Annotated in this window: 20 protein-coding genes; 8 read left to right on the top strand and 12 right to left on the bottom strand. The window is 31.0% G+C overall.

Annotated features, from left to right (window positions below):
* Positions 1-476 precede the first annotated feature (476 nt).
* On the top strand, positions 477-1,682 hold the full coding sequence (gene lysA, locus AC28QF_RS02360) for a diaminopimelate decarboxylase (protein ID WP_488199957.1): 1,206 nt from the start codon (positions 477-479) through the stop codon (positions 1,680-1,682).
* A 256-nt stretch (positions 1,683-1,938) separates the two neighbouring features.
* Here lysA and rplI read toward each other — a convergent pair whose 3' ends face one another.
* Genes rplI through rpsF form a run of 3 tightly spaced genes read right to left on the bottom strand, consistent with a single transcriptional unit; the run spans position 1,939 to position 3,048 of the window.
* Positions 1,939-2,385, bottom strand: a complete 447-nt coding sequence (gene rplI / locus AC28QF_RS02365; protein WP_488199956.1) for a 50S ribosomal protein L9 — start codon at positions 2,383-2,385, stop codon at positions 1,939-1,941.
* Positions 2,386-2,400: 15 nt separating this feature from the next.
* Positions 2,401-2,703: a 30S ribosomal protein S18 gene (rpsR, locus tag AC28QF_RS02370; protein WP_483706440.1), complete on the bottom strand. Its 303-nt coding sequence runs from the start codon at positions 2,701-2,703 to the stop codon at positions 2,401-2,403.
* Positions 2,704-2,706: 3 nt separating this feature from the next.
* The gene (gene rpsF, locus AC28QF_RS02375; RefSeq protein WP_101044420.1) at positions 2,707-3,048 is read right to left on the bottom strand and encodes a 30S ribosomal protein S6; all 342 of its coding nucleotides are present in this window, start codon (positions 3,046-3,048) and stop codon (positions 2,707-2,709) included.
* Positions 3,049-3,169: 121 nt separating this feature from the next.
* Here rpsF and AC28QF_RS02380 point away from each other — a divergent pair, with 121 nt between their 5' ends.
* A complete protein-coding gene (locus AC28QF_RS02380; protein ID WP_488199955.1) occupies positions 3,170-4,066 on the top strand; it encodes a sterol desaturase family protein in 897 nt (298 codons plus the stop codon).
* Between the two features lie 16 nt (positions 4,067-4,082).
* On the opposite strand, the gene AC28QF_RS02385 is transcribed toward AC28QF_RS02380, so the two are convergent.
* From AC28QF_RS02385 to AC28QF_RS02395, 3 genes are all read right to left on the bottom strand, one after another.
* On the bottom strand, positions 4,083-5,144 hold the full coding sequence (locus AC28QF_RS02385) for a hypothetical protein (RefSeq protein WP_488199954.1): 1,062 nt from the start codon (positions 5,142-5,144) through the stop codon (positions 4,083-4,085).
* A gap of 64 nt (positions 5,145-5,208) precedes the next feature.
* A complete protein-coding gene (locus AC28QF_RS02390; RefSeq protein WP_488199953.1) occupies positions 5,209-5,997 on the bottom strand; it encodes a hypothetical protein in 789 nt (262 codons plus the stop codon).
* The gene (locus AC28QF_RS02395) at positions 5,984-6,544 is read right to left on the bottom strand and encodes an RNA polymerase sigma factor (protein ID WP_488199952.1); all 561 of its coding nucleotides are present in this window, start codon (positions 6,542-6,544) and stop codon (positions 5,984-5,986) included. The genes AC28QF_RS02390 and AC28QF_RS02395 overlap by 14 nt, the downstream gene beginning before the upstream one ends.
* 422 nt (positions 6,545-6,966) lie before the next feature.
* On the opposite strand from AC28QF_RS02395, the gene AC28QF_RS02400 reads away from it, so the two are divergent.
* The 4 genes from AC28QF_RS02400 (at position 6,967) to AC28QF_RS02415 (ending at position 11,582) form a co-directional block, all read left to right on the top strand.
* Positions 6,967-9,183, top strand: coding sequence for a RelA/SpoT family protein (locus AC28QF_RS02400; RefSeq protein WP_488199951.1), 2,217 nt, complete (start codon positions 6,967-6,969; stop codon positions 9,181-9,183).
* A gap of 75 nt (positions 9,184-9,258) precedes the next feature.
* The gene (locus AC28QF_RS02405; RefSeq protein WP_488199950.1) at positions 9,259-9,708 is read left to right on the top strand and encodes a Fur family transcriptional regulator; all 450 of its coding nucleotides are present in this window, start codon (positions 9,259-9,261) and stop codon (positions 9,706-9,708) included.
* A gap of 30 nt (positions 9,709-9,738) precedes the next feature.
* Positions 9,739-11,010, top strand: a complete 1,272-nt coding sequence (locus tag AC28QF_RS02410; RefSeq protein ID WP_488199949.1) for an adenylosuccinate synthase — start codon at positions 9,739-9,741, stop codon at positions 11,008-11,010.
* 41 nt (positions 11,011-11,051) lie between these two features.
* Positions 11,052-11,582: a DUF1572 family protein gene (locus tag AC28QF_RS02415; RefSeq protein WP_488199948.1), complete on the top strand. Its 531-nt coding sequence runs from the start codon at positions 11,052-11,054 to the stop codon at positions 11,580-11,582.
* A gap of 32 nt (positions 11,583-11,614) precedes the next feature.
* Here the strand turns inward: AC28QF_RS02415 and AC28QF_RS02420 are convergent, their stop codons facing one another.
* Positions 11,615-13,042, bottom strand: coding sequence for a pyridoxal phosphate-dependent decarboxylase family protein (locus tag AC28QF_RS02420; RefSeq protein ID WP_488199947.1), 1,428 nt, complete (start codon positions 13,040-13,042; stop codon positions 11,615-11,617).
* A gap of 137 nt (positions 13,043-13,179) precedes the next feature.
* On the opposite strand from AC28QF_RS02420, the gene AC28QF_RS02425 reads away from it, so the two are divergent.
* Both AC28QF_RS02425 and AC28QF_RS02430 read left to right on the top strand, forming a co-directional pair.
* Positions 13,180-14,835, top strand: coding sequence for an OstA-like protein (locus AC28QF_RS02425; RefSeq protein WP_488199946.1), 1,656 nt, complete (start codon positions 13,180-13,182; stop codon positions 14,833-14,835).
* A 9-nt stretch (positions 14,836-14,844) separates the two neighbouring features.
* Positions 14,845-16,023 (top strand): aspartate aminotransferase family protein, encoded by a 1,179-nt coding sequence (locus AC28QF_RS02430; protein ID WP_488199945.1) that lies wholly within the window; start codon positions 14,845-14,847, stop codon positions 16,021-16,023.
* On the opposite strand, the gene ilvA is transcribed toward AC28QF_RS02430, so the two are convergent.
* The 5 genes from ilvA to ilvD are packed head-to-tail and all read right to left on the bottom strand — an operon-like array spanning position 16,020 to position 22,747.
* On the bottom strand, positions 16,020-17,282 hold the full coding sequence (ilvA, locus tag AC28QF_RS02435; RefSeq protein WP_488199944.1) for a threonine ammonia-lyase IlvA: 1,263 nt from the start codon (positions 17,280-17,282) through the stop codon (positions 16,020-16,022). The two genes, AC28QF_RS02430 and ilvA, sit on opposite strands and share 4 nt — an antisense overlap.
* 4 nt (positions 17,283-17,286) lie before the next feature.
* Positions 17,287-18,792: a ketol-acid reductoisomerase gene (gene ilvC / locus AC28QF_RS02440; RefSeq protein ID WP_488199943.1), complete on the bottom strand. Its 1,506-nt coding sequence runs from the start codon at positions 18,790-18,792 to the stop codon at positions 17,287-17,289.
* Between the two features lie 3 nt (positions 18,793-18,795).
* On the bottom strand, positions 18,796-19,320 hold the full coding sequence (gene ilvN / locus AC28QF_RS02445; protein ID WP_488199942.1) for an acetolactate synthase small subunit: 525 nt from the start codon (positions 19,318-19,320) through the stop codon (positions 18,796-18,798).
* A 2-nt stretch (positions 19,321-19,322) separates the two neighbouring features.
* Positions 19,323-21,056, bottom strand: a complete 1,734-nt coding sequence (gene ilvB, locus AC28QF_RS02450; protein WP_488199941.1) for a biosynthetic-type acetolactate synthase large subunit — start codon at positions 21,054-21,056, stop codon at positions 19,323-19,325.
* 11 nt (positions 21,057-21,067) lie between these two features.
* Positions 21,068-22,747, bottom strand: coding sequence for a dihydroxy-acid dehydratase (ilvD, locus tag AC28QF_RS02455; RefSeq protein ID WP_488199940.1), 1,680 nt, complete (start codon positions 22,745-22,747; stop codon positions 21,068-21,070).

A 22,747-nucleotide genomic window follows, 5' to 3' on the forward strand; every position in this document is an offset into this window, starting at 1 on the left:
AACAAAAAACTCTAGCATTAGCTAGAGTTTTTTTTATGATATTATCTACCCCTACAGAAAATATCATAAAGATTAAAATAAAGCCCCTTAATTCTTTATTTCATTACAAAAGTCGCACTTTTTTAGTGAATAAATGAGAGGAAAAACACCCTTAACCTAACATAGAACACTCAAATACAATACTTTAATATTTTAAACTTATACAAAACGAAAGTTCTAATGCATAGCACTAGAACTTTCTTACAATGATATTATCACCCCTTATAGAAAATATCATTCAATTTGAAATAAATCCCCTTATTTTTATTTCACTACAAATATGTGATTTTTATTAGTACTTTTATTTAGGAAAACCACCTTTTAAGCCCCTGATAAAACCCTTTTTTCTACAAAAAAAACAGATTTGTATATTTCTTATAAATAATTTGCTAAAAAAGATTGCTTATCTACATTTGACGCTCATAATAACAAATAAAATGAATAGAGAGGAATTAATAAATTTAGCAAACAAGCACGGAGCACCACTTTATGTGTATGATACCGAAAGAATAATACATCAATACAAAACCATAACCAGTGCTTTTTCTAAAGTTAAAAGTCTAAAAATAAACTATGCTGTAAAAGCATTGTCTAACATTAATATCTTAAAAGTTTTTAACACATTAAAAAGCGGATTAGACACCGTCTCTATTCAGGAAGTTAAACTTGGGTTACATGCTGGTTTTAAACCTAAAGACATAATTTATACACCAAACGGGGTTTCTTTACAAGAAATTGAAGAAGTTGCTAAATTAGGCGTTCAAATTAATATTGATAATTTATCTATACTAGAGCTATTTGGACAAAAACATCCTAAGGTGCCTGTTTGTATTCGCATAAATCCACATATTATGGCAGGTGGAAATAGTAATATTTCTGTTGGACATATAGATTCTAAATTCGGAATATCAATTCACCAAGTTCCTCATATAAAAAGAGTTGTTGAAAATACCGGAATGCGCATTAACGGTATTCACATGCACACAGGATCTGACATTTTAGATATTGATACTTTTTTAAGAGCAACTGAAATTTTATTTGATGTAGCAAAGCAATTCAAAAATATTGATTTTATTGATTTTGGTAGCGGATTTAAAGTTCCCTATAAAAAAGATGATATTTCTACCGATATTACTGAGTTAGGAGAAAAATTATCACTTAGATTCAATGAATTTTGTAAAGAATATGGTAAAAACATCACGCTAATGTTTGAACCTGGTAAATATTTAGTGAGTGAATCTGGTTATTTTTTAGCAAAAGTTAATGTTATAAAACAAACAACTTCTACAGTATTTGCAGGTATTGACAGTGGAATGAATCATTTAATTCGTCCGATGCTTTACAACTCATATCATCATATTGAAAACCTATCTAATCCGAAGGGAAGAGAACGTTTTTACAGTATTGTAGGTTACATATGCGAAACTGATACTTTTGGTTCTAACAGGCGAATTAGTGAAATATCCGAAGAAGATATTTTATGTTTTCACAATGCTGGTGCCTATTGTTATTCAATGGCTTCTAATTACAATTCAAGATTTAAGCCTGCTGAAGTTATGATGTATAAAGGTAAAGATTATGTTATCAGAAAAAGAGAAAACATGGATGACATTCTTAGAAACCAAGAAGAAATTAAACTATAAAAAAACTCTGATCTTAATAGATCAGAGTTCATTTAAAATATAATCAACCCCTCAAAAGATTATATTTTAAGTAGCGTAATAAAGTCCCCTAACTTTAATTACATTACAAATATGAGACTTATTTTTAATAATCAGTAAGGATAAACCTCCTTTTCATGAAACAAATTTATTGAACTCTTTATATAATAAAGTTTAAACCATAAAAAAGCCTACTCAAAATGAGTAGGCTTTTTATTATAATAGTTTTAAAGTATTACTATTCAGCAACAACTTCAAATACGATATCAGCAACAACAGCTCTGTGTAAACGTACAGCAGCGTTATATTTACCTAATCTTTTTACACTACCTCCAGTAACTTTGATAAATTTCTTATCAATTACAGTACCAGCTTTAGCTAAAGCTTCAGCAACATCAATGTTGTTTACTGAACCAAATAACTTATCACCAGAACCTACTTTAGAAGTAATTTTTAATTCGTATCCTTTAACAGTTTCAGCTATTTTACTAGCATCTTCTACTAATTTAGCTTCTTTAAAAGCACGTTGCTTTAAGTTTTCTGCTAATACTTTTTTAGCTGAAGAAGTAGCTAATATTGCATATCCTTTAGGAATTAGGCTGTTACGACCATAACCATTCTTTACAGTTACAACATCGTCTTTAAAACCTAAATTTTCTACGTCTTGTCTTAGTATCAATTCCATGTCTCTACTTCTTTATTATTTTAATAAATCACCAACGTATGGCATTAAAGCTAAATGACGAGCTCTTTTAATAGCCTGTGCAACTTTACGTTGATATTTTAATGATGTTCCTGTTAAACGTCTTGGTAAAATTTTACCTTGTGCGTTTACTAAATACATTAAGAAGTCTGCATCTTTATAATCGATGTACTTAATACCATTCTTTTTAAAACGACAGTACTTAGCTTCTTTTTTTGTTTCGATATCAAGAGGCGTTAAGTAACGTACTTCACCTTGCTTGTTTCCTTTTGATTGTTGTTCTATTGTAGTTGACGCCATTTCTTACTTTTTTGCAGATTTAACACGTTCTCTTCTTTTTTCAGCCCACGCTTCAGCATGCTTGTCTAACCTTACAGTTAAATAACGCATAACACTATCGTCTCTTCTGAACTCTAATTCAAAAGCTGTAATAGCATCTCCAGCTACTTTGTAGTCTAATAAGTGGTAAAATCCACTTTTTTTCTTTTCAATTGGGTAAGCTAATTTTTTTAAGCCCCAATCTTCTTTAGAAATCATTTCTGCACCTTTAGATAGTAAGTAGTCCTCAAACTTCTTTACTGTCTCCTTTATCTGAGTTTCAGATAAAACGGGATTCAAAATGAAAACAGTTTCGTAATGATTCATAATTAAATTGTTTAAAATTTATTTTAAGTTTGCAAATATACTGTTTTTCATCAGGTAAACAATCTATTGCTACTAAAAATAATTTATGTTTTTTATGTATTATTGTAATTAAACTAATTTTATGCAAATCCCTGAAATTCCTAACTTAATTCATTATGCCATACCTTTCTTTATTATTACCATTATTATTGAAGTAATAATAACAATTAAGGTTAAGTTAGTAGGTTACGAATTTAAAGATGCCGCTACTTCTATAACAATGGGTTTAGGCAATGTAGCTATTGGTTTAATTACCAAAGGTGTTGTATTTGCTGTTTTTACTTTATTATACAATTACAGAGTGTTTACAATACCTTTTATATGGTGGTCGTGGATTATATTATTATTTGCTGAAGATTTTGTGTATTATTGGAATCATAGGATTGCTCATGAAAGCAGATTATTTTGGGCAAGTCATGTTGTGCATCACTCTTCTACCAAATATAATTTAAGTACTGCTTTACGACAAACTTGGTCTGGTAGCTTTTATACGTTTATTTTTTGGGCACCATTAGCTCTTATTGGTTTTCATCCGTTAATGATTTTAACGCAAATGAGTATTAGCCTATTATATCAATATTGGATTCATACCGAACTTATTAAAAAATTACCTAAATGGTTTGAGGCTGTTTTTAATACGCCAAGTCATCACAGAGTACATCACGCTACGAATCCGCAGTATTTAGACAGAAATCATGCTGGAATTTTTATTATTTGGGATAAACTCTTCGGTACTTTTGAGCCTGAAATTGAAAAACCTATATACGGATTGGTCGCAAATATAAATACTCATAATCCTATTAAAATAGCATATATAGAATGGTATAACCTATTAAAAGATGTTTTTACAAGTAACACTTCTTTAACTAAAAGAATTTTATATTTTTTAAAACCTCCTGGATGGAAACACGACGGATCAGGGAAACTTTCTGGTGATTTACGCCAAGAATGGGAAGAAAACAAAAAAGGAGAAGTTTAAAACTTCTCCTTTTTTGTTAATTAATATCAAATCTTAATCCTAATGAAATATTTCTTGTTTCCGTATTTTTAAACAACGAATTCAAATCATATTTTGCGTATAATCCGCAACTCTTATAAGCAAGATAAGCACTTAATCCGTAATTAATGGTATTTGTATTAAAGCTAGCTTTTTGAAGTTCTTCTACATTTACTCCTTCTGCATTTTTGTATTCTAAATATTGACGGGTTCCTAATTTAAAACCAAAAAAACCTCCTAGTCCGAAACGAATAGCTTTATGAGTTCTATCAACAACTTTATTATCAGCATATTTTTTATTTTTTGAGAAATCAAACTCTAAGTGCATCGGAAAAGTCATTTGTACATGACGCAACCTACTTTCGCTTAACTTATTTGGATGCTCAATTAAAACTGTTTCGTTTCCATTTACGGTGTGATACATATTATTTTCAGCTCTTAAATTATTCCATAAAAAAGAAACTCCGTACTTAAAGTATGTTTTTGATGGTTGTTGTGAAAGACGCGTTTTCCACGTAAAACCAACTTCATAAAAATGCGATTGCCAAAACTTATAATCCGAATTATTTAATGAGTTAAATTCGTTATTTGCTAAAACATTATTTACACCCATTGCATAAACAAACTGAGTTGTTGTTCGCTTACTTTCTCTGTACTTTTTCTTCTTTTCGTCTTTTCCTGACAAACTTAATTTAAAAGTAGTCCCTCCTATTTTAAAGATATTTTTTTCATCAACATCATCATTACTTACAACTTTCCCTTCAGTTTTATCTTGTACTAATTGTTGCAACATTTGTTCTTGAAAACTTACACGTTTTTCAATTTGAGAAGCATGATATACTGCAGCTTCCTTTTTTAAAGAAATAGCTTCAGCATTTGTAAGCTCATTTTCTGTTAATTTAAAATTAATTTCTTTTATTTTAACCTTTAACGAGTCTTTTTGCTCTTTTGTTATTTTATCTATTTTTCTAGATATTTTTTGCACTTCATTTTCAAATGTTTTTACTTGAGATTGGGCAATAGTTGTTACTAACAACACTAAAAGTAGTATTCTTTTCATGGTTTTAAGTTTTAAATTAAACGGTAAAATTGGATGATCTTAATTATCGATAATTGGTAAGCGCTTATTTATTTCTATCTGCAATTGCAACAATTACATCTGACATTTTTGATTTGAATTTCTGCATAAAGTTTTGCTTAAAATCAGCTTCTTCAATGTCGTACTCTACTTCTGCTAAAATTGTTTCCGGATTTATTTTTAAGTTAGATCTTATCAATTCTTTTTGAATCGTATCCAACATATCTTTTCTTTTTATTTTATAGGTAGCGTAATATTCTTTTACTTCTTGCTGTGAGTGCGTTACAGCAAACAATAAATCATCACTATTAACCTTTATTCTTGGTCTTACAGCTTTATTTTTTTGAACATTTACAACTTGTATAGTTTTAGTTTCATCTTTCATTATTGTTGTTTTCCCCTCCTCTATAGGATTCTTTATTGCAGTTGCCATTACATTTTCTGTAATTATTTTGTGTTTTTTAATTACAGGTTTTTTAATTCTTTTTGATGGAATTTTGTTATCTATAACTGTTTTATCTTGATTAACAATAGCTTCTTCAATTGGCGACATTTCATGTAATTTAATATCCTTTATTTTTAGCGTATCTAAAGAAGCGTTAACTATTGTATTTTCGATATTCACAATATTATTATTGCTTTCATAAAAAAAACCAATACTAATTAACACGGCAACACTAGCAGCGTAGCTTAAATAAAGAAATCGTTTTCTTTTTTTCTTTTGTTGCTCTTTATCTAACTGAATACTCAAACGTTCCCATGCTGATATGGATGGATTTATTTCTCGATCCTTTAACTTATCAGCAAAATGTGTATCTATATTATTTCTCTGCATTTTTAATCTGATTTGTTTTTATATAATTTTCTTGCAACCATTTTCTCGCTTTAAATAATTGCGATTTAGAGGTTCCTTCAGAAATATTTATTTTTTTTGATATTTCAGAATGTTTGTAGCCTTCGATAGCATATAAGTTGAAGACTAGTTTATATCCTTCTGGTAATTTGTCTATTAATTTTTGAATATCATCTACCGAAGTATTCTCTAAATTTTCGGTAGCCGCATCATTAAAAACAAATTCTTCATCTGTTAATTGAATTGGATTTTTTTTACTCAAATACGTAAGACAAGTGTTTACTATAATTTTACGAATCCAACCTTCAAAACTTCCTTCACTCTTAAACGTATGTAGTTTTGTAAATACTTTTAAAAATCCTGATAGCATTAAATCTTCCGCATGATGTATATCTTTTACATATTGCCTGCAAACACCTAACATTTTAGGAGAATACTGTTCAAACAACAACTGCTGCGCTTCTCTATTTTGCTCGCTTGCTTTTTTTATTAATACAGCTTCTTTTTTATGTAACTGGATAATTTTCAACTCAAATAGTTTATTTACTTGTCTACAAATATAAAGACTAGAAGATTGCAAAAAAGGTTGCCTGAAAACAAAAAAAATCTCCGACTTTATAAAAAAGTCGGAGATTCAAATATCATATTGAATGATACTTCAGGGGGACTTATATATTTTAAAGTCTTATTACCTCTGAATTATATTACAAATATACCTTTTTAAACCTGTACTTGTTAGAGGGAAAACACTTGATTTTTATAGTTTTAGCGCTTTTTTATTGTTTTTATACACTTTACACAAAGTGCGACAATAAAGTTTTAAAAAAATAAAATAGCATCTTTAATATTATATAATAATTAATGATAAACATTTCTGATGAAAACTTGCTCAGTAAAATACTTTACACTATTTTTATTTTGAAACATATCTAACAAAAGAGCTTTAAGCGTATGAGTTATAATGCAACGATAGAAGAAGAAAATAAAGAAATAGCCCACAGATATAAAGATTTATTAAAAGGAACTTACCAAACATTATCCGAAGAGGATAAAAAACTAATACGTAAAGCTTTTGAAATTGCTGTAGAAGCACATTCAGAACAGCGTAGAAAAACTGGTGAGCCTTATATTTTTCATCCAATAGCAGTTGCTAAAATTGTTGCTTATGAAATTGGCTTAGGAGCTACTTCTATTGCTGCTGCCCTACTTCACGATGTTGTTGAAGACACACACTATACAATTGATGATATGGAGCGCTTATTTGGCGAAAACATAGCGCGTATAGTTAGTGGACTTACTAAAATATCTAGCTTAAAAAAAGAACAAGATTACTCGATACAAGCAGAGAATTTTAGAAAAATGCTTTTAACCTTACATGATGATGTACGAGTTATTTTAATAAAGATTGCCGACCGTTTGCACAATATGCAAACAATGGATGCAATGCCGCCTCATAAACAAGTAAAAATAGCTTCTGAAACCTTATATATATATGCACCTTTAGCACACCGCTTAGGCTTGTATAATATTAAAACAGAACTTGAAGATTTAGGTTTAAAATATACAGAACCTGAAGTTTATAAAGATATTTTAATTAAAATTAAAGATAGTAAAGAGGAACAGCAAAAATATATTGACACTTTTACAGGTATACTTAACGAAGCTTTAGATAAGGAGGGTTTTAAATATGAAATTAAAGGACGTTTTAAATCCATTTTTTCTATTAGACGAAAAATGCGAAAACAAAACGTAAGTTTTGATGAAGTATATGATAAATTTGCTATTCGTATTATTTACGAACCAACTTCTGATGATGAAAAATTTGATGCTTGGAAGATATACTCTATCGTAACCGATTTTTTTAAGCCTAATCCTGCTCGTTTACGTGATTGGATTTCTCAACCTAAATCTACCGGTTATGAAGCATTACATATCACCGTTATTGGGCCACAAGCAAGATGGGTAGAAGTGCAAGTTCGTTCTGAAAGAATGGATGAAATAGCAGAAAAAGGATATGCTGCTCATTTTAAATACAAACAAGGTGAAATACAAGAAAACGGACTTGATGGTTGGTTGAACAAGTTAAAAGAAACTTTAGAAAACCATAGTGCAGATGCTGTTGATTTTGTAGAAGATTTTAAACTTAATTTATATGCCAAAGAAATATATGTTTTTACTCCAAAAGGTGATTTAAAGTCGCTTCCAAAAGGAGCTTCTGCGTTAGATTTTGCTTTCTCTGTTCATACCGATGTTGGCTTAAAATGCCGTGGTGCAAAAGTAAATGGTAAATTAGTTCCTTTAAGTTACGCTCTAAATAGTGGCGATCAAGTAGAAGTGCTTACTGCTAGTAATAACAAACCTAATGTACGTTGGTTAGATTTTGTTATAACTGCTAGAGCTCGCACAAAAATTAAATCGGCATTAAATGCAGAAGAAAAAATAATTGCAGAAGAAGGTAAAGCGATTTTATTAAGAAAATTACGTCATTTAAAAATAGGCTCTGGAGAAAAAATAATTAACGAACTTGCTAGTTATTTTGGTTTAAAAACAAGTTTCGATTTGTTTTTTAGAATCGGTAACGGCGCTATTGACAATACCCAATTAAAAGAATTTGTTTCGCAAAGAAGCGGCCTTATTATGGGCTTTATTAAAAATACCTTCCGCAGAAACCCATCAAAAGGAATTTCTGAAAAAGAAGAAGTTACACATAAGTACGATGCTTTAGTTTTTGGTAAAGACGAACAAACGTTAGATTATACCTTAGCAAAATGCTGCTCTCCTATTCCTGGCGATACCGTTTTTGGTTTTGTAACTATTAATGAAGGTATAAAAGTGCACAAAAACAACTGTCCTAATGCCATTTCTTTACAGTCGAATTATGCGTACCGAATTATGCCTGCAAAATGGATCGACTCTACCAAGCAAGAATTTACGGCAGTTATACTTTTATCAGGAATAGATAATAAAGGTATTGTAAACAACATTACACGTCTTATTTCTAACAGTATGGATGTTTTTATTCATAGCATTAATATCTCTGGAGACCATGGTGTATTTGAAGGTAAACTCTCTTTAAGTGTTAAAAACAGAGCGCAGTTAAATAAGCTAATCGATAGCATGAAAAAACTAGAAGGAGTACAAAAAGTAGAGCGTGTTAATACAATGTAAATATCATTTTAATATCCTTGTTTTTTTATCAATAAATAACTGTAAATTTGTCCGTCCGTAAATTTTTAAATAATAATGAGTAATTCAGCCGAAAATCAAGAAATTGTAAAAAAAGTTTTCACTACTTTTTTAGAAGAAAACAAGCATCGTAAAACGCCAGAGCGTTATGCTATTTTACAAGAAATATATGTTGCTGAAGAACATTTTGATATAGAATCTTTATATATTAAAATGAAAAATAAAAACTATCGTGTAAGTAGAGCAACACTTTATAATACGATTGATTTACTTTTAGACTGTGGATTGGTTCGTAAACATCAATTTGACGGGCAATCAATGGCACGTTACGAAAAGAGTTATTTCGACAAGAACCATGACCATTTAATTATGACAGATTCTGGCGAAGTAAAAGAATTTTGCGACCCAAGAATTCAAATTATCAAAAAAACGATTGAAGATGTTTTTGATATTGATATTCACAACCACTCTCTTTATTTTTACGGAACAAAACGAAACACAAAATAACAACAACAAACACACTTAATAACACACTAAATGGCAGTAGATTTATTACTCGGATTACAATGGGGAGACGAGGGAAAAGGTAAAATCGTAGATGTATTAACTGGTAATTACGATATTATTGCACGATTTCAAGGAGGACCAAATGCTGGTCACACCTTAATTTTTGATGGTAACAAACATGTTTTACACACAATTCCTTCTGGAATTTTTCATAAAACCGCTTTAAATGTAGTTGGTAACGGGGTGGTAATTGATCCTGTTATCTTTAAAAAAGAATTAGAAAATTTAGACGTTTATAAAATTGATTATACTTCTAAATTATTAATTTCTAGAAAAGCACATTTAATTTTACCAACTCACCGTTTATTAGACGCCGCTTCTGAAACTTCAAAAGGAAAAGCAAAAATCGGATCTACTTTAAAAGGAATTGGCCCAACTTACATGGACAAAACCGGTAGAAACGGAATGCGTGTTGGAGATTTAGAATTAGACAATTGGAAAGATAAATATAGAGCATTAACAAAAAAGCATTTAAGCATGCTTGATTATTTTAATGTTCAAGTAGAGTATGATTTAGATGAATTAGAAGCTGAATTCGATTTAGGTATCGAAAAGTTAAGAACTTTACAGTTTATAGATTCTGAAGAATATTTAAACTCAGCAATAAAAGAAGGAAAAACTATTTTAGCTGAAGGAGCACAAGGATCATTATTAGATATCGATTTCGGAACGTATCCATTTGTAACTTCTTCAAACACAACAGCCGCTGGTGCTTGTACTGGTTTAGGAATTGCTCCTAACAGAATTGGTGATGTATTTGGTATTTTTAAAGCCTATACTACTCGTGTTGGTTCTGGTCCTTTTCCTACCGAATTATTTGACAAAGATGGTGAGGAAATGGCAAGAATTGGTCACGAATTTGGTGCAACTACAGGTCGCGCTAGAAGATGTGGTTGGTTAGATTTAGTTGCTTTAAAATATGCTGTTGATGTAAACGGTGTTACACAATTAATGATGATGAAAGGAGATGTTCTTTCTGGATTCGACACCTTAAAAATATGTACATCATATAATTATAAGGGTGAAGAAATTACGCACTTACCTTATAATATCGAACCTGAAAATATTTCAGTAAATTATACTGAATTTAAAGGATGGGAAGATGATTTAACTAAAATGACAGCTGCAGATCAGCTACCTAAAAACTTATTGGACTATGTTGCTTTTATTGAAAAAGAAACTGGAGTTCCGGTAACAGTAGTATCTGTAGGGCCCGACAGAAAACAAACAATTAATAGATAAATTTAAAAGGAGCTCTTTATGAGCTCCTTTTTTTGTGCTTTATGATAGAGGAATATTTACACAACATAACCAAGCAATTTAAATCTTATAAAGAGGTAGCCGATAAAACTATAGATCAGTTACAAGAAAAAGAATTGCATTTTAAATACAATGAAGAAAGTAATAGCATCGCTTCAATCATAATACATGTTTCTGAAAATATGTTATCGCGTTGGACGGATTTTTTTACTTCGGATGGTGAAAAAGAATCTAGAGATAGAGATAAAGAATTTGAACCTCATAACTTATCTAAAAAAGAATTAATAGCTACATGGGAAAATGGATGGAATTGTCTTTTTGCTGCTTTAAATTCATTAAACGAGACTAATTTCGAGAAACCTATTTATATCAGAAACAAAAAACATAAACTTATAGAAAGTATTACTAGGCAAATTGCTCATTATCCATATCATATTGGTCAGATAACTTATGTGGGTAAAATGATTTTAAATGATAAGTGGCAAACAGCTTCTATTGCCAAAGGAAAATCAAAAGAATACATGAAACAATTGTTTCAAGAAAATTCAAAATAAAAAAGGGAGCTCTTTAAGAACTCCCTTTTTATTTATATCTTTAAAATCTCTTCTCCGAATTTATGACACAAAGCTAATGTTTCATTTACATCATCAATTGTTGTTTTCGGGTTTATCAAACACATACGTAATACTACTTGTTTGTTTAAAATAGTCGTAACTAAAAGTGCTTCTTTAGACTCCATTACTCTTTTAGAAATCTCTTGATTCAAGCTATCAATTTCTTTTTCTGATAAATTTAATCCAATAGGATTGTATCTGAAATTAATAATTGCCAAAGTTGCAGGAGATATAATTTCCCATGTTCTACTTTTTCTTAATTGTTTTTCTACATCTTCTGCTAACTTAATATTATAAGCTACCGCTTTCTTAAAAGTATCTAAACCATACGTTTTAATAGACATATAAAACTTTAAAGCTCTAAACCTACGTGTTAATTGAATTCCGTAATCGTAAAAATTTATTTCAGATTCATTTCCTTCAATATCACGTAAATATTCTGGTGTTTCACTAAAAGTACTACTCAACCAAGATGAATCTTTAACCAATAAACAACCTATTTCATAAGGTTGATAAAACCATTTATGAGGATCTACGGTTAAAGAATCTGCTCTTTCGATTCCTCGTAAAGCTTTCTCGCCTTTTTTTGCTAAAATTGCTGCTCCGCCATAAGCTCCATCAATATGAAACCATAAGTTTTCTTCTTCACAAATATCTGCAAGTTCATTTAACGGATCTACAGTTCCTGTATTTGTTGTTCCTGCAGAGGCTAAAAAACAAAAAGGCTGTAAACCTTCCATTCTATCCTTAGCTATCGCATTTTTTAATTTATTAATACTTATTCTAAACTCAATATCAGTTGGTAAAACACGAATCTGCTCTTTCTTAAATCCTAAAACACGAATCGCTTTAATATTAGACGAGTGTGCTTGATCTGATAAATAAATTACAGCTTTCGAAAAATCATCACCACATTTAATTCTACGTGCAGTAACTAAAGCCGTTAAATTAGCCATAGAACCACCACTTGTAAAAATACCTCCTCCTTTTTCAACAGGAAAATTAAACATTTTTAGTAACCAGTTCATTGTTACTATTTCTAATTCTGCCGCTGCCGGAGATACAACCCAACCTCCAGAAAAAATATTAAACCCAGTAGCCAAACTATCCGCCATTGTACTAATAAAATTACTAGGTCCTGGCACGAATGAATATGCTTTTGGATGTGAGATAACAGTACTGTTAGGTATTACGTTTTGCATCACAAAATCTAAAACTTCATTTGCATTCATACCTTTATCAGGTGCTTCTTGCAAAAATAAATTATCCATTTCTTTACGTGAAGCAGAAGTAACTGGTTTTTTTTCTTCTAGTGTATCCCAATGCTCAGCAATCAAGTCTACTATTTTATAGCCATAAGACTTCATTTCTTCTAGAGATAAATCAAAATGGGCGCTCATAAAATTCTTTTTAAATATTTATGCAAAATTAATCATTATAAAAACGACACTTACGTATTCTTCTTATAATTTTATTGATTTATTAAGAAATATGGCAGGTTCTTTTCATTATTTTTGTTGTCTAAAATATTATTACTTTGAAAAATTTATTTCTTATACTTTTTTTATTACTTGCTGTTTCTAATTATTCTCAAGCAAAAAAAATAAAGATACTCTCAACAGAGATAAGTACTGCAGATGAAGAAAAATATCCTGGGGCCACTATACTCATAGGTAAAGTAAAGATGAAACATGAAGGAGCTACTTTAGAATGTAAGAGAGCGTTTCTTTTTAAAAAAGAAAATATTTTTAAAGCCTTGGGTGAAGTTGTTATCGAACAAGGTGATAGTATTATTCAATACAGTGATTTTGCCATTTATAATGGAGATACTAAAAAAGCAAAATCTTGGGGAAATGTCGAAATTAATGATAAAGAAATGAAACTCACCACAGATACACTTCATTTCGATAGAGTAAATCAACTATTATATTATCCTAACGGAGGTACAATTCGCGATAAAAAAAACACGCTTAAAAGTATTAAAGGAACTTATTTTTTAAAGGATAAAAAATTTACAGCAAAATCTAAAGTTACTGTAGTTAATCCTGAAAACAACTTAGAGTCTGATCATTTAGATTATTATACAAATTCTAATTTAGCATATTTATACGGACCAAGTACAGTTACTAATTTAAAAGATAGTACTAAAATTTATTCTGAAAGAGGTTTTTATGATACCAATACTGATATTTCTTATTTCGTAAAAAACGCCAAGCTCTTTTTAAAAGAACGCACAATATTAGCCGATAGTTTATATTATGATAAACGCAAAGGTTTTGCTTCTGCTACGAACAGAATAAAGGTAATTGATACACTTCAGAAAATGGTTACCAAAGGTAATTATGCTGAATTATATGAAAAGAAAGATTCGCTTTTTATCATCAACAGAGCTGTCGCTATTTCTGTATTAGATAAAGATTCAATGTACGTTGCTGGAGATAAAATTTTACTAACCGGTAAGCCTGAAAAAAGAATTGTTAGAATTTTTAAGAATGTAAAAATTTTTAAATCTGATTTACAAGGAAAATGCGATTCTATTCACACAAGTCAAACCACAGGACTTACAAGAATGTTTAACAATCCTGTTTTATGGTCTGGTAAAAGTCAAATTACTGGTGATAGTATTCAATTTATTACTGATAAAAAAACAAACAAACTCGATTCATTAAGAGTATTACAAAATGCATTTATGATTCAGAAAGATTCCTTATCTGATGATGATTATAATCAAATAAAAGGACGAAATATTTATGGTAAATTTCAAGAAAATGATCTGAGAGCCATGCTTGTTAAAGGAAACGCTGAATCGTTGTATTATAATAGAAATGATGAATCTCAGCTATTAGAAACAATAACGAAAGAAATAGCTAGTGATATTGAGTTTACTTTAGAAGACAACGAGATTATACAAACAAAATACTTTAAAAAATCCGAAGGAAAAACATTTCCTCCTTCCGAATTCCCATCCGAAGAAAAAAAATTTAAAGGTTTTATTTGGCGAGAAGATGAACAGCCAAAAACAGTTGAAGATATTTTTATTAAAGATAAAACTACCAGCATCACTTCTACTGAAAAAAATAATTCTGCAGTAAAAAAAGCTAAAAATCAGTTCTTAAAAGAAACTGTAAAAAGGCAAGATTTGAAAAAATCAGCAAAACTGAAGCCTTCTTTAAAATCAAAAAAATTAAAATAACAAGAATTAGTGAAAAACGATTTTTTAAAATATCAAGGGCAAACAACTCCTCATCCTTTAGCTATTGAAATTTCTCATGCTAGCGGAAGTTATATATACGATACGAACGGTAAAAAAATGTTGGATTTTGTAGCTGGAGTTTCCGCAAATAGTTTGGGTCATAATCACCCAAAAGTTAACGACGCTATAAAAAATCAATTAGATTACTATACTCATGTTATGGTTTATGGAGAATTTATTCAAAAACCTCAATTAGAACTTTGCAAGGCTTTAGCGAATACGTTACCTCAAAATTTATCTGCTGTTTATTTGGTTAATTCAGGAACAGAAGCTACTGAAGGTGCCCTAAAACTAGCAAAACGTTTTACAGGCAGAGATGAAATGATAGCCGCTAAAAACAGTTATCACGGTAATACCCAAGGCGCAATGAGTGTTTGTGGTGCCGAACAACAAAATCGCGCATTTCGTCCGTTGGTTCCTGGTATTAAATTTATTGAATTTAATAACGAAGCCGATTTAGCAAAAATAACTACAAAAACAGCAGGTGTTATTTTAGAAACGATTCAAGGTGGTGCTGGTTTTATTGAACCACAAAATAATTATTTAACTAAAGTAAAGCAACGTTGTGAAGAAGTTGGTGCTTTATTAATTTTAGATGAAATTCAAACAGGAATTGGGCGCACCGGAAAATTTTGGGGTTTTGAAAATTACAATGTTATTCCTGATATTATTATAACTGGTAAAGGTTTAGGTGGCGGAATGCCAATTGGTGCTTTTATTGCTTCTTTTGAAATTATGAATTGCCTTAAAGAGAATCCAAAATTAGGACATATTACAACTTTTGGTGGACATCCTGTTATTGCAAGTGCTGGTTTGGCTACTGTAAAAGAAATTACTGAATCAAACCTCATCGAAGAAACACTAAGGAAAGAGAAATTAATTAGGGATAAATTTAAAAATAACACTGCCATTAAAGAAATTAGAGGGCGTGGATTAATGTTAGCTTTATTAGTTGGCTCTCCTGAAATTGCTTCAAAAGTTATTTTAAATTGTTTAGATAAGGGCTTAATTTTATTTTGGTTGCTTTTTGAAGGAAGTGCTATAAGAATCACTCCTCCATTAACCATTTCTGATAAAGAAATTAACGAAGGATGTGATCTTATTTTAAATGAATTAAATAATATTTAAACTAAAAATTCAAATAAATTTGGTTTATCATTTAAGTATTCACCGTAAAAATTAAGTGCTTTCATTCTAGCTATTAAAGGTGCTAAATCTTCACTTTTAACAAGTTCAATACCTACAACAGCTGGTGCATTTTCTTTACTCGTTTTCTTTGAATATTCAAAATATGTAATATCGTCATTTTCTCCTAAAACATCAATTACAAATTCTTTTAATGCTCCTGCTCTTTGCGGAAAACGAATAATAAAATAGTGCTTTAATTTACCATATAATAATGCGCGTTCTTTAATTTCGGCAGTTCTTGTTATATCGTTATTACTACCGCTTATAACACAAACAACATTTTTGCCTTTAATTTCATCTGCAAAAAAATCTAGCGCTGTAATTGTTAAAGCGCCAGCAGGTTCAACCACAATAGCTTCTCTATTATATAAATCTAAAATCGTTTGACATACTTTTCCTTCAGGAACCGTTATCATATCATGCAAATTTTCTTTACAAATATTAAAAGTTAAATTCCCTACTTGTTGTACTGCTGCACCGTCAATAAACTTATCTATTTTTTCTAACTTAACATTTCTATTGGCTGAAATAGATGTTTTCATAGATGGAGCTCCTTCTGGCTCTACTCCTATTATTTTTGTGTTTGGAGACAGTAATTTAAATACACTAGATAGCCCTGAAGCTAATCCTCCTCCTCCTACAGGAACAAATACATAATCTATAGCCTCTTTAGATTGGTTTATCATTTCTAAACCAACTGTTGCCTGCCCTTCTATAATTTTTTCATCATCAAAAGGGTGTACAAATGTTTTACCTAAAGTATCACACACATGTTTTGCAAACTTATAAGCATCATCAAAAGTGTCACCAGACAATTCAATATCAACATAATCTCCACCAAACATTTTAACCTGTTCTACTTTTTGTTTTGGTGTAGGTGCTGGCATTACAATAGTACCATGAATTTTTAACTTCTTACAAGCAAAAGCGACTCCTTGCGCATGATTTCCAGCACTTGCACAAACAATTCCATTACGTCGTTGTTCTTCAGTTATCGAACTAATTTTATTATATGCTCCTCTAATTTTATAAGATCTAACCTGCTGTAAGTCTTCTCTTTTAAGGAAAATATTTGCCTTAAACTTTTCTGAATAAATATAATTTTTAAATAAAGGAGTTTCTATAGCTACACCTTTTAGTGTAGCTACAGCCTCCTTAATTGCCTTTATTGTTGGTGAATATGTGGTGTTTACTTGCATATTATTAATGAAAAACTACTGCTTCTTTTTCTTCTTCTTGATCTATTGTTTTCATGGCAGTCATTGACGCTCTTAATGTTTTACCAATAGCTTCAATTGGATGTCCTTGAATTGTATTATTTACAGCAATTAAATCTAAATTATCTACTTCATTAGAAGATGTAAATGATTTACCTATAACAGAAGTATCAACGTCTTTCATAAAATCAACTAACATTGGTTTAGCAGCATGATCAAATAAATAACATCCATACTCTGCTGTATCAGAAATAATACGATTCATTTCATATAATTTCTTTCTTGCTACGGTATTCGCGATTAATGGTAATTCGTGTAAAGATTCGTAATAAGCTGACTCAGCCTTAATACCTGATGCTACCATGTTATCATAAGCTAATTCTACACCTGATCTTACAAAAGCAACCATTAAAGTACCATGATCAAAATACTCTTGTTCGTTAAACTCTATTTCTGTAGCTGTTGTTTTTTCAAAAGAAGTTTCTCCTGTAGCTGCTCTCCATGATAATAAGTTAACATCATCATTAGCCCAATCCTCCATCATTGTTCTTGAAAAATGACCTGACATAATATCATCCATATGCTTTGTAAACAGTGGCGCTAAAATAGTTTTCAATTGTTCTGAAATTTCAAATGCTTTAATTTTAGCTGGATTTGATAAACGATCCATCATATTTGTTATTCCTCCATGCTTTAAAGCTTCGGTAATAACTTCCCATCCGTATTGGATTAATTTAGATGCATATGTAGGTTCAATTCCTTCTTCAACCATTCTTTCAAAGGATAAAATAGAAGCTGTTTGCAACACACCACATAAAATAGTTTGCTCTCCCATTAAATCAGACTTAACCTCAGCAACGAATGATGATTCTAATACTCCTGCTTTATGACCACCTGTCGCAACTGCATATGCCTTTGCTTGTGACCACCCTTTGTTTTCTGGGTCATTTTCTGGGTGTACTGCTATTAAAGTTGGTACACCAAAACCTCTTTTATATTCTTCTCTTACCTCTGTACCAGGGCATTTTGGTGCAACCATAATAACTGTTAAGTCTTCACGAACTTGCATTCCTTCTTCTACAATATTAAAACCGTGAGAATAAGATAATGTAGCTCCTTTTTTCATTAAAGGCATTACCGTGTTTACAACTTTTGTGTGTTGTTTATCTGGTGTAAGGTTTAATACTAAATCTGCAGTAGGAATTAACTCTTCAAAAGTACCTACGTTAAAATTGTTTTCTGATGCATTTTTAAAAGAAGCTCTTTTTTCTTCAATTGCAGCAGCTCTTAAAGCATAAGAAACGTCTAATCCTGAATCTCTCATGTTTAAACCTTGGTTTAATCCTTGAGCTCCACAACCAATAACAACAATTTTCTTTCCTTGTAATGCTTTTACTCCATCAGTAAATTCTGATGAGTCCATGAATCTACATTTTGCTAATTGTTCTAATTTTCCTGCTAATGATAATGTATTGAAATAATTTGTTGCCATTTTTTAGTTGTTTGTTGATAATAATGTTGATATTTTCATTTCGTCTTTAGTAATTGCAATTCGTCCTGATCTAACAAATTGCATAATACCATGTTGATCTAACGTATGATATAATTCTTCGATTTCTTCTTTAGCTCCTGATTTTTCAAGTACAAAAAAGTCTTTATTTATATTAATCACTCTAGATTTACTACTATTTATTATAGTTTGAATTTCGTTATTTTCTGTTAACAAGTTAGAACTCAATTTAAACAAGCATGATTCTTGATATACGGTATTTTCATCTGTATGATAATACGCCTTTATAACTTCTACTTGCTTTTCTATTTGACCTATAATTTTTTTTATTTGTTCTTCTGTTACTTTAACTAATAACGTAAATCTAGACACACTTTTTATTTCTGATTTAGAAATATTCATGCTTTCAATATTAATATGTCTTCTTAAAAAAATCCCTGAAATTCTATTCAGCAATCCAACGTTATTTTCCGTATAAACCGAAACGGTATATGTTTGTTTATCTTCCATAATTATGTTAATCTTATATCTGAAACTGACGCTCCTGTTGGAATCATCGGAAATACATTATTCTCTTTTTCTACACAAACCTCTAAAAAATATGCCTCTTTAGATTCCATCATTTCTTTAACTGTACCTGCTAAATCTTCTCTTTTTGTAACTCTTTTTGCATCTATACTATAACCTTTTGCTATAGCTACAAAATCTGGATTTGTCATTTCTGTTGATGCGTATCGTTTATCAAAAAACAATTGCTGCCATTGACGTACCATACCTAAAAACTCATTATTAAGTACTACTATTTTAACAGCTGCTTTGGTTTGTAAAATGGTTCCTAGTTCCTGAATTGTCATTTGGTAACCTCCGTCTCCAGCAATCATAACAACTTCTCTTTCTGGAACACCCATTTTAGCTCCAATTGCAGCTGGTAATGCAAAGCCCATTGTACCTAAACCTCCAGAAGTTATATTACTTTTTGTTTGATTAAACTTTGCATAACGACATGCAAACATTTGATGCTGACCTACATCAGAAACAATAATCGCATCTCCTCCTGAAGCTATATTTATTTCCTTTAAAACCTCAGCCATTGTTAAACCATCTTTGGTCGGGTATAAATCTTCTTTCTTTACTTTTTCATATTCAATAGCTTCTAGTTTTGTAAACTCTTCTAACCACTGATTATGTTTGTTTTGGTTGATTAACGGTAATATTTGTGCTAAACTCTCTTTAACATCACCTAAAACAGCAACATCTGCTTTTACGTTTTTATCAATTTCAGCAGAATCTATTTCAAAGTGAATTACTTTTGCTTGTTTAGCATATCTACTTAAATCTCCCGTAACACGATCATCAAAACGCATTCCTACAGCTATTAATAAATCACATTCGTTTGTTAATTTATTAGGCGCATAATTACCATGCATTCCAACCATACCTACATTTAATTCATGTTCTGTTGGTAATGCAGACAATCCTAAAATTGTCCATGCTGACGGAATATTTGCTTTTTCAATAAACGCCTTAAACTCTTCTTCTGCTTGCCCTAAAATAACACCCTGCCCAAAAACAATCATTGGTTTTTTAGCGTTATTAATTAATGATGCAGCTGCTACTACTTCAGTTATATTAACTTCTGGTTTTGCTTGGTAACTACGTACTGAAGTACATTTTTCATATTCAAAATCAAAAGTTTCAAATTGCGCATCTTTTGTAATATCAATTAATACAGGTCCTGGTCTACCTGATTTTGCTATATAAAATGCCTTTGCAAAAATTTCTGGAATCTCAGAAGCTTTTGTTATTTGATAATTCCATTTAGTTACAGGAGTTGAAATACCAACTATATCAGTTTCTTGAAAAGCATCAGACCCTAATAAATGAGACGCTACCTGACCTGTTATACAAACCATCGGTGTAGAATCTATTTGCGCATCAGCAATACCTGTAATTAAATTCGTAGCTCCAGGTCCTGAAGTTGCTATTGCAACGCCTACTTTACCTGTTGCTCTTGCAAATCCCTGTGCAGCATGTGTTGCTCCTTGTTCATGACGCGTTAAGACATGATTAATTTTATCTTGATATTTGTATAACTCATCGTATACAGGCATAATTGCCCCACCAGGATAACCGTAAATTAAATCTGCTCCTTCTTCAAGTAAGCATTTAACAACAGCTTCTGCTCCAGAAATATGTATTTTCTGCTTTGAAACTGTTTCAGGTTTTGTTTGCGTTTTTGTATTCATAATTTCAGCTATTAAAATGCATCAGTTACACACCCTTTAGATGCTGACGCTACTGTTTTTGCGTATTTATATAATATTCCTTTTTTATGCTTTAATGCAGGTGCTACCCATTGTTCTTTTCTTTCTGCTAATTCCTCATCAGAAAGTAATACATTTATAGAATTGTCTTCTGCACTAATTCTAATTTTATCTCCTGTTTTAAGTAAACCAATTGCTCCTCCAGATTGTGCTTCAGGCGTAATATGCCCAACTACAAACCCATGCGTTCCTCCAGAAAAACGACCGTCAGTAATTAATGCTACAGATTTTCCTAAACCTGCTCCCATAATAAGCGAAGTTGGCTTTAACATTTCTGGCATTCCAGGTCCTCCTTTTGGTCCAACATATCTAATTACAACCACATCACCTCTTTCTACCTCTCCGTTAGAAATACCTGTATTTGCTGCCTGTTCTCCATCATATACAACTGCTTTTCCTTCAAAAAGTAATCCTTCATTTCCTGATATTTTTGCAACAGCTCCTTCAGTAGCTAGGTTCCCATAGATTATTTGAATGTTTCCTGATGTTTTTAAAGCTTTATCTTTAGGGTGTATTACATCTTGATCATCAAACTCCATTGCCTCAACATTTGCTAAGTTTTCAGCCAATGTTTTTCCTGTAACAGTTAAACAATCACCATGTAAATAACCATTATCTAATAAATATTTCATAACAGCAGGTGTACCTCCTATTGAATGAACATCTTCCATTAAATATTTCCCTGATGGTTTTAAATCAGCAATTAATGGAGTTCTATCACTCACTTTTTGAATATCTTCTAAAGTAAAATCTATATCAGCAGCATGTGCTATTGCTAAAAAATGTAATACCGCATTGGTAGAACCTCCTAAAGCATTTACTAATGCCATTGCGTTTTCTAAAGACTTTTTAGATATAATATCTAAAGGTTTTAAATCTAATTCTAATAAGTTTTTAATAGCCAAAGCAGTTCTTTCTGCTTCAGATAATTTATTAGGATTTTCTGCTGGTATTGATGAATTATATGGTAATGCAAACCCCATACATTCTATTGCTGATGCCATTGTATTTGCAGTATACATACCACCACATGCGCCAGCACCAGGAATTGCTCTTTTTATAATTTCTCTATATTCATCTTCCTCTATTTCTCCTGCTACTTTTTGGCCTAAAGCTTCAAAAGCAGAAACAATATTTAATTTCTTTCCTTTGTAGTTTCCAGAAGCAATTGTTCCTCCATACATCATAATTGATGGACGATTTAAACGTAACATTGCTATTACTGCTCCTGGCATATTTTTATCACAACCAACTACCGATACTAATGCGTCATAACTTTGCGCATTCATAACCGTTTCTATAGAATCGGCAATAATATCTCTTGAAGCTAACGAGTAATTCATTCCTGAAGTTCCCATCGAAATCCCATCAGAAACTCCAATTGTATTAAATCCTAAACCAACTAAACCTGCAATTTTTGTTTCAACTTTAACTTCGGCTGCTAAATTGTTTAAATGCATGTTACATGGGTTACCATCATAGCCAGTACTTGCAATACCAACCTGAGCTTTACTCATGTCTTCATCTGTTAAACCAACGGCATACAACATTGCTTGTGATGCTGGTTGAGATTCATCTTGTGTTAACCTACTACTGTGTTTGTTTAATTTCAT

This window comes from Tenacibaculum sp. M1.3A (assembly GCF_057732375.1).